At 72.8% G+C, this 8723-nt stretch carries 9 protein-coding genes; all 9 read right to left on the bottom strand.

The genetic code is table 11. The annotated features are described in order from the left end of the window. Window positions 1-17 precede the first annotated feature (17 nt). Window positions 18-512, bottom strand: a complete 495-nt coding sequence (locus ACI3KY_RS19485) for a carboxymuconolactone decarboxylase family protein (RefSeq protein WP_404931782.1) — start codon at window positions 510-512, stop codon at window positions 18-20. Between the two features lie 87 nt (window positions 513-599). After that, the gene (locus tag ACI3KY_RS19480; RefSeq protein WP_404931781.1) at window positions 600-2042 is read right to left on the bottom strand and encodes a PLP-dependent aminotransferase family protein; all 1443 of its coding nucleotides are present in this window, start codon (window positions 2040-2042) and stop codon (window positions 600-602) included. Between the two features lie 109 nt (window positions 2043-2151). Next, on the bottom strand, window positions 2152-3438 hold the full coding sequence (locus ACI3KY_RS19475) for an ABC transporter substrate-binding protein (RefSeq protein ID WP_404931780.1): 1287 nt from the start codon (window positions 3436-3438) through the stop codon (window positions 2152-2154). Between the two features lie 46 nt (window positions 3439-3484). Next, window positions 3485-4657: an ABC transporter permease subunit gene (locus ACI3KY_RS19470; RefSeq protein ID WP_404931779.1), complete on the bottom strand. Its 1173-nt coding sequence runs from the start codon at window positions 4655-4657 to the stop codon at window positions 3485-3487. Continuing rightward, window positions 4654-5532, bottom strand: coding sequence for a branched-chain amino acid ABC transporter permease (locus ACI3KY_RS19465; protein ID WP_404931778.1), 879 nt, complete (start codon window positions 5530-5532; stop codon window positions 4654-4656). The genes ACI3KY_RS19470 and ACI3KY_RS19465 overlap by 4 nt, the downstream gene beginning before the upstream one ends. Next, on the bottom strand, window positions 5532-6281 hold the full coding sequence (locus ACI3KY_RS19460; RefSeq protein ID WP_404931777.1) for an ABC transporter ATP-binding protein: 750 nt from the start codon (window positions 6279-6281) through the stop codon (window positions 5532-5534). The genes ACI3KY_RS19465 and ACI3KY_RS19460 overlap by 1 nt, the downstream gene beginning before the upstream one ends. Next, window positions 6278-7015: an ABC transporter ATP-binding protein gene (locus ACI3KY_RS19455; RefSeq protein WP_404931776.1), complete on the bottom strand. Its 738-nt coding sequence runs from the start codon at window positions 7013-7015 to the stop codon at window positions 6278-6280. Before ACI3KY_RS19455 ends, ACI3KY_RS19460 begins: the two co-directional genes overlap by 4 nt. 374 nt (window positions 7016-7389) lie before the next feature. Continuing rightward, a complete protein-coding gene (locus tag ACI3KY_RS19450) occupies window positions 7390-8130 on the bottom strand; it encodes a glucose 1-dehydrogenase (RefSeq protein ID WP_404931775.1) in 741 nt (246 codons plus the stop codon). Window positions 8131-8254: 124 nt separating this feature from the next. Beyond that, window positions 8255-8723 (bottom strand): zinc-binding dehydrogenase (locus ACI3KY_RS19445; RefSeq protein WP_404931774.1); only part of this gene is annotated, 469 nt, incomplete at its 5' end.

Raw genomic sequence — 8723 nt, 5'->3', positions numbered from 1 at the left:
GGCCCGGCCCGGCCGCGTCAGGCTGACCGCGGGGCGACGCTCCACGCGCGGGTGGTGACGCCGATCGCGTTCCACACGTTGATGGCGATGATGAGCGACAGGAGCGCCGCAACGCCCTCCTCGCCGAACGCGGCGACCGCCTCGGCGAGCACCCCCTCCGGCACGTGCGTCTCCGACAGGCGCGTGACGTCCTCGGTGAGGGCGAAGGCGGCGCGCTGGGCGGCCGTGAACAGTCCCGATTCGCGCCAGACGGCCAGCGCGTCGACCCGCTGCGCGGTGACCCCGACCGACCGCGCCGTACGCGAGTGCAGGTCGACGCAGTACGCGCAGCCGTTGATCTGCGACGCCCGCAGCCGCACGAGTTCCCGCAGGCCCTCGTCGATGCCGGCGAGTTCGAGCTGCTGCGTCGCCGCTTCGTCCAGCTGGTTCACGGCGCGCGAGAACACCGGCGCGAGAGCGTCGAAGTCGAGTCGGGTGGAGACGGGTACGAGGCTGTCGTTCAGGAGTGTCATTGCTTCAGGCTAGGAGCCAGTGGCTCACAAGTCCTGGCCAATTCCGGTCCTCGCACATGGGCCATTTCGAGGAAGCCGCGCACCCGCTCAGCGCGGCTCGGCCTGCCCGTCGCGCACGGTCGCGGCCGCGAGCACATCGACGAGGGTGGCGAGCGCGTCCTCGACGCGTGACGGCGTCGATGCGCCGTACCCCACGACGATCCCGGCGTGGCCGGCCGCGGAGCGCAGCCCGTGCTCGCGGTCGGCGCGCCCCGCACGGTACGCCGACAGCCCCTCGACGGCGATGCCTTGCTCGCCCGCGAGGGCGACCGCGCGGTCCTCAGCGTGCTGATCCGGCAGGCGCACCAGGCACTGGAGCCCCGCCGAGAGCCCGTCGATCCGCAGGTGCGGCGCACGCTCGGCGAGGAGCGCGGCCAGCAGGTCGCGCCGAGCACGGAACCGCGCGCGGCGACGACGCACGGCACGGTCGTACTCGAAGGAATCGATGAACTCCGCGAGCGCGTGCTGATGCAGGCCGCCTGGTGCTCCTCCCCCGAGTTCGCGCTGATCGAGCACGGCGCGACGCAGGTGGGCCGGCACGACAGCCCACGCCACCCCGACCGCGGGAGCGAGAGCCTTGCTCGCACTGCCCAGGTACACCACCCGGTCGGGGGCGAGCGACTGCAGGGCGCCGATGCTCCGCCGGTCGTAGCGGAACTCGCCGTCGTAGTCGTCTTCGAGCACGAGCCCGCCGGAGGCCGCCGCCCATTCCACCGCGGCCCGCCGCCGCGCGGCCGACAGCGGCACACCCGTCGGAAACTGGTGGGCGGGCGTGAGCAGCGCGGCGCCGACGTCGAGACGGGCGAGGGCCCCGGCATCCGCCCCCTCGCCATCGACGGCGATCGGGACCACCTCGAGACCGGCAGCCTCGATGATGCGCCGGTGGCGGACATGCCCGTACTCCTCGACTGCGATGCGTCGTGCACCGCTCGCCTGCAGCGCGCGGGCGACGAGCGCGAGCAGGTCGCCGAAGCCGCTGCCCACCACGACCGCGCTGCTGTCGACGACCACGCCGCGCGTGCGGGCCAGGTACTCCGACAGGCTCTGGCGCAGCGCCGGGACGCCCGCGGGCTCGGGGTAGCCGAAAGCCGCACCCGGCAGCTCGGCGAGCGCGCGCCGGGCGTGCGCGGTCCAGAGCCCGTGCGGGAAGTCGCCGGCGTCGACCAGACCGCCGCGCAGGTCGAACGGCGCCCTGGCCACCGCGCCGGCCACCGACGTCTGCTCGGGGCGGGGCACCGTGGCGACCCACGTGCCGGCACCGACGCGGGTCTGCAGCCACCCCTCCGCGGCCAGACGCGCGTACACCTCGCCGACCGTGTTCCGAGCGACACCCAGGTCGGCGGCGAGCACCCGGGAGGCGGGCAGCCGCGTTCCCACCGGCAGCACGCCGTCCGCGACGAGGGCGCGCAGGCTCGCCTCGATCTCGCGCACCGACCGGCCGCCGTGGAGCGGCACGAAGAGGTCGAGGCCGGGTGCGGCATCCGTCCCCATCGTGCTCCTCCCCTCGGCCGGCAGACCGTCGTTGCCGACCCTATCGGCGGGCGCCGACGCCGAAGGCCCGGACCCCGCAGGGTCCGGGCCTGAGCCTGAGCGGGGGGTCTCAGGAGCCGGGCACACCCTCGCCCGACAGCGCCACGGGCGACGGATCGACCGTGGTCACGGTGCCGCCGTCGACCGCATAGGTCGGGCCGACGTAGTCCTGCACACCCTGGTCGACGGTCGTGATGCCGGCACCCAGGTAGGCGGCGTGGCTGTCTTCGCCGAACGAGAGCGGAAGGATGCCGTTGCCGGTGAGATCTCCGGACTGCACCGCGTCGATCAGCGACTGGCGGGTCGGGTTCTCGCCCGCCGCCTCCAGCGCCTCGGCGAACAGGTAGGCGACACTCATGCCGTAGATGGTGTTGCCGTCGAACGTCGCGCCGTCGTTGTACTCGTCGTTGATCTGCCGGAACAGCGACACCCACTCCGAGTCGCCGCCCGACGCCGGCAGGTAGTTGGTGCCCACGAGTCCCTGCAGCAGCTTCGGCCCGACGTCGGCGCCGAGATAGCCGACGAGCGTCTCGTAGTTCGCCCCCGACGACGACGAGAACCACATCGGGAACCAGCCCAGCTGTGCGGCCGTGCCGAGCGCCAGCGCGGTGAACCCGTTGATGGTCGCCAGGATGTTGATCTCGCAGCCGGCCGCCTTGAGCGCGCCGATCTGCGCGGCGACGTCCTGGTTCGACACCGAGTAGCGCTCGACCTGAGCCAGCCCGTCGGCGCCGAGGGCGAGCTCGGCGCCCTCGATCATCTCGTCGCCGAAGTCGTCGTCCTGGCCGAGCAGGCAGACCACCTTGTCGGGATACTCGTCCGCCGCGTACTGCGCGAGCGCCGCACCCTCGACCACGTAGTCGGCGTTGAAGCCGAACGTGAAGGGGTACTTCTCGGGCTGGTTCCAGCTGGTCGAGCCGGAGGCGACGAACAGGTCGGGCACCTCGTTCTGGTTGAGGTAGTCCAGCACGGCGGTGTGGGTCGGCGTGCCGAGGCCGTTCACGATCGCGAACACCTCGTCCTCCTGCACGAGCTCGCGGACGACGGTCTGCGTGGTCGCGGGGTTGTAGCCGTCATCCTTGACGATGTAGTCGATGTCGCGGCCGTGCACGCCGCCGTTGTCGTTGAGATAGTCGAAGTACGCCGTGGCCGCGGCCGAGATCGACGAGTATCCCGCTGCGGCCGGACCGGTCAGTGGCGTGTGCGCGCCGATCGTCACGGTGTCGTCGCTGACGCCGGGGACGTCTTCGTCGGTGTCGCCGGTCGCCGCGGGCGTGCTGCAGCCGGCAAGCGCGACGAGGACGGCGGTGGCGCCGGCCAGCGCCGCGACGCGGCGGGTGAGGGAGTGCTGTGACATGGTCACCTCTTTCTGTGTGGTGGGTTGATGCAGGACGAGAGGACGATCACGGATGCCGCGCCCCGGCGGCTGCGGTCGCAGACGGCTGCCCGGCCGGCGGTGCGGGAGACGGGTCGGCCTCCTGGGTCACGGGGGCGGACGGCTCCGGCGGACGGTCGGGTGTCTCGGATGCTCCTCCGACCCGCGTGTGGGCTGCGGGGCGACGCCGCCCGCGGCCGAGGCTCGCGAGTCCACCGGGCCAGGCGAGCATCACGATGATGAGCAGCAGGCCGAACACGAGGATCGAGAGGTTGCCCGACAGCCGCTGCGCGACCTCGGCCGGCAGCGGGAGCGCGGCGGTCGCGGCTCCGAGCGCCCAGGGCAGCAGCACGATGAGCGCCGATCCGATCGCCGCGCCGCCGATGCTGCCGAGCCCGCCGAGGACGACGGCCACGACGAGAAGCAGCGAGAACGCGAGGGTATAGGCGCCGGGGCTGACCGACTGGGTGGCGAAGCAGAGCACGGCGCCGCCCGCGCCGGCGGCGACGGAGCTCAGCGTGAACGCCGTCACCTTCACGCGGCCTGAGCGCACGCCGTTCAGGCGCGCCGCGGTCTCGTCGTCGCGAACGGCGCGCATGCGCAATCCGAGGCGCCCGCCGGCCGCCGCGGCGAGTCCGGTGACCACGACCCCGGCCACGAGGATCGCCACCCACGCCTGCCACTGCTCGACCGCGATGAGCCGTTCCAGCACGGGCGGCACGCCGTCGTACGCGATCTGCAGTCCCTGGTCGCCGCGGAGCACGCCCGAGAACACCGCGGCGATGGCAGGCACCGCGATGACCAGCGTCAGCGTCACGCCCGCGAGATACGGTCCGCGCAGCCGTGCCGCGGCCAGCCCCAGCAGCCACCCGAGAGCCGCCGACACGACCACCGCCGCGAGCAGACCCGCCAGGAATCGCGGGATGCCGGTGACTCCGGCATCCGTCATCGCATTCGCCGTGAGCGCATAGCCGTAGCCGCCCGCGGCCATCAGCGCGGCCTGCCCGAGCGAGAGCTGTCCGCTCTGGCCGATGAGCAGGGTGAGGCCCGCGGTCGCGCAGAAGTACGCCGCGACGGTGGCGAGCTGGAAATTGCGGTACGGGTCGAGCAGGAAGGTGCCGCCGATCGCCAGCACCGTGAGCACGGTACCGAAGACGAGCACGCGTGGGATGCCGCGGAGCGCGGGAAGCAGGCGGGTCATGCGCTCCTCGCCTCCCGCAGCGAGAAGATGCCGCCTGGTCGCACGAGCAGCACCCCGACCAGGAGCACCAGCACGCCGATGGGTGCGACCGTCGCGCCGAGGTATCCCGTGACGAGCGTCATCGCGACGCCCACGACCAGCCCGCCGACCAGGGCGCCGACCGGCGAGTCCAGACCTCCGACGACGGCCACCGCGAAGGCGTAGACGAAGAGCATGTCGGTCGCGTGCGGGTTGAGCCCCAGCTCGGTGGGCACGAGCAGCATCGCGGCCAGCGCGGCCACCGCGGCCGACAGCATCCATCCGATCGTCACCATGCGGCTGACGCGCACACCGAGCACGCGCGACACCTCGGGGGCGAAGGCCGAGGCGCGCAGCTGCAGTCCCAACGACGTGCGTGTGAACAGCAGCGCCAGCACCGTCATGACCGCGAGCGCGACCACGAGCACGAACACGTCGTACGGCGACAGCAGCGGCACTCCGCCGACCATGATCGGGCTGTCGTCGAACGGCGCGCGCATCGGCAGGTACTGCGCGCCGAACAGGATGCCGAGCAGCGACTGCAGCACCATCACCAGCCCGATCGCCACGATCACCCCCGACAGCGGGCTCGAGTGCGGGGCGAAGCGCATGAGGCCGCGTTCCACGCCGAGGCCGATCGCCGCGCCGGCGATGAGCCCGGCGGCGAGGCCGGCCCAGTACGAGCCGGTCAGGCCGGTCACCGCGAACGCCGCGTAGGTCGCCACCAGCGCCATCGCGCCCTGGGCGAAGTTCACGATGCGCGCGGCGCGCCAGATCAGCACGAGCGACAGGGCGAACAGCGCGAAGATCGCGCCCCGGGCGAGGCCGGTGGCAAGGAGGAAGAGCAGTCGGTCCATCAGAATCCCAGGTAGGCGTGTCGGAGGGTCTCGTCGGCGGCGAGGGCGGCGGCCGGGGCATCCGCCACGACCCGGCCGAGGTCGAGCACGACGCCGCGATCGGCGATCGAGAGCGCGCTGGTGACGTTCTGCTCGGCGAGCAGCACGGTCAGACCGCGGCTCGCAGCGGCATCCCGCAGCGTGCCCATCAGCTGTGCCACGACGAGCGGGGCGAGCCCCAGCGACGGCTCGTCCAGGGCGAGCAGCACCGGCTCGGCGACCAGCGCGCGGCCGACGGCGAGCATCTGGCGCTCGCCTCCCGAGAGCTGGTGCCCGGCACTCGCGCGGCGCCGTGCGAGCGGCTCGAACAGCTCGTACACCTCGGAGATCGCCCGCTCGCGGGCGGCCCCGCGGTGGCGCCAGAGCGCGCCGAGTCGCAGGTTCTCGTCGACGGTGAGCTCGGCGACGACGCTCTGCCCGTCGGGCACGAGGGCGAGTCCCCGGCGCGCACGGTCTTCGGTGCGGAGGGCGCCGAGGTCGTCGCCGTCGAGCAGGAGGGTTCCGGATGCCGCGGGCACGAGTCCTGCGAGAGTGCGCAGGAGCGTCGTCTTGCCGGCGCCGTTCGCGCCGAGCAGCGCGACGACCTCGCCGGGGGCGAGCGCGAAGCCGATGCCGTGGAGCACCGGCGCGCCGCCGTATCCCACCGTGAGGTCGCGGAGCTCGAGCGCGCCGCGCTGTGCGACGGCCTGCGGTTGTGCGACGGCGCTCATGCGGTCGCCTTCACGCCGAGGTACGCCTCTTCGACGCGCGGGTCGGTGCGCACCTCGTCGGGCGTCCCGCGGGCGATGACGCGACCGAAGTCGAGCACCACGATGCGGTCGGCGAGACCCATGACGAAGTCGACGTGATGCTCGACGAGGAGCACCGCGCAGCCGGTGGCGGCGACGCGTGAGATCACGTCGCCGAGCGCGGCGATGTCGTCCGCGCCCAGACCGCCGGCGGGCTCGTCGAGCAGCAGCAGTCGCGGGTCGGTGACGAGCGCACGCGCCAGCGCCACGCGCTTGCGGTCGGGGTACGACAGGGCCGTCACCGGGCGATCGGCGAGCGGCTCGAGGTCGAGCGCAGCGAGCTGCGCGCCGACGCGTGCGTCGGCGTCGCGCCGGCCCGCGACGGGGAGCAGCACGTTCTCGCGGGCTGTGAGCCCCGCGAACAGCCCCAGCCCCTGCAGGGTGCGCGAGACACCGCGGGCCGTGAGCCCCGCGGTGCGCCGTGGTGCCGGCATCCCGTCGATGTGCACGTCGCCCCGGCGCCGCACCAGCCCGCAGACGGCGTTGAACACCGTCGTCTTGCCGGCGCCGTTGGGCCCGATGAGGGCGACCACCTCGCCGGGCTGCACGTCGAAGGACACCTCGTCCAGAGCGGTCAAGCCGCCGAAGGCGACGCGCAGTGCGCTCACCTCGAGCCGCGCAGGAGCGCGGTCTGCGGCCTCGGATCGTACGTTCATCGGCACCTCTTCGTGTCGGGTGCCCCCACTGTAGCTCAGAAACCGACCGGGCGGTATGTTCTTGTTGCACGATCGTGACGTGCGGTGTCGCGACGACCGGCAACGCTCCGCCCGGTCGTTCGGGCGGCGCGTTTCGTCTCGGTCGCTGCGCTCCCTCGCTCCACGACCGGGTGCGCGGGCCGACCCCGGTCGTTGAGCGAGCGCAGCGAGACGAAACGTGACACGCGTTCGGGCTACGGCGGCTCGTTGTGGGGCGCGCCGAAACCCTGCCGGGCGGCGCGTTTCGTCTCGGTCGCTGCGCTCCCTCGCTCAACGACCGGGTAGCCGCTGCGCTCCGCCGCTCAGACGAAGCGCGTCTCGGAGCCAGACCGCGCTTACTTGTGGGGGATGCCGGCGATCATGCCGCCGTCGACGACGAACTCGGCGCCGCTGGTGAAGGACGAGGCGTCGGAGGCGAGGAAGACGATGGTGCCGGCGAGGTCCGACGGTTCCCCTGGACGTCCGAGCGGGATGTCGAGGTGCGCGGGGTCGATGCGTGTCGTCATCTGCGTGTTGATGAAGCCCGGGTGCACCGAGTTCACGCGGATGCCGAACGCGCCCAGCTCGACGGCGAGCGACTGCGAGAGCCCGCGCACGCCGAACTTCGCGGCGGTGTAACCGTGCAGGCCGGGGCTGCCGCGCATCCCCTCGACCGACGAGATGTTGATGATCGAGCCGCTCCCCTGCGCCTTCATGATCGGCACGACGGCGCGGCAGCCGAAGAACACGCCCGTGAGGTTCACGGCGATGACGGCGTTCCACTTCTCGGTGGTGAGGTGCTCGATCGGGGCGGCGTTCGCGATGCCCGCATTGTTGACGAGCACGTCGATCGAGCCGAAGGCGTCGACGGATGCCTGCACCGCGGCATCCCACTGCCCCTCGTCGGTCACATCGAGGTGCACGAACAGCGCGCGATCGCCGAGCTCTGCGGCGAGCGCCGCTCCGTCGTCGTCGAGGAGGTCGGCGATCACCACGCGCGCACCGGACTCGTGCAGCGCGCGCACGTAGGCCGCGCCGATGCCGCGCGCGCCGCCGGTGACGAGCGCGACCCGCCCGTCGAGCCCGAACCCGCTCACGAGCGCGACCCCGCGCCGGTCGAGGCATCCGCCGAGATCACATGCTCTCGCCGAGAACACACGTTCTTTGCGCCGACAGCGTGTGCGTTCGGCGAGAGCACACGATGTCGACGCACGCCGCCGCTCATGAGCCCACCTCGATGACCACGCGACCGACCGTGGCTCCCGACGCCAGCGCCGTCAACGCCTCGGGCGCCCGATCGAACGGCACGACGTGGTCCACCACGGGGTGGATCGCTCCATCGTCGGCGAGCCGCGTCAGCGCGGCGCGCCCCTCGTCGATGAGGTCGGGGCGCAGGCCCGGGTACATGCCCCAGTGCAGCCCCACCACCGAGTAGTTCTTGACCAGCACGTGCCCGGCGGGCACCGCCGGGATCGTGCCGCCGGCGAAGCCGACCACGATGATCCGCCCCTCGAACGCGATGCACTTGGTCGACGCATCGAACGCGGCGCCGCCCACCGGGTCGAACACGACGTCGGCGCCGTGGCCGCCCGTCGCGGACTTGACGCCGGCGACGAGGTCGTCGACCCCGCGCACGAGCACGATCTCGGCGCCCGCCTCGCGGGCGACCGCCGCCTTGGCCTCCGGGCCC

This window comes from Microbacterium sp. ZW T2_14, assembly GCF_044987405.1.
Taxonomy (GTDB): domain Bacteria; phylum Actinomycetota; class Actinomycetes; order Actinomycetales; family Microbacteriaceae; genus Microbacterium.
The sequence above is the reverse complement of the archived record's forward strand: the minus strand, read 5'-3'. Positions and strand labels throughout refer to the sequence as shown.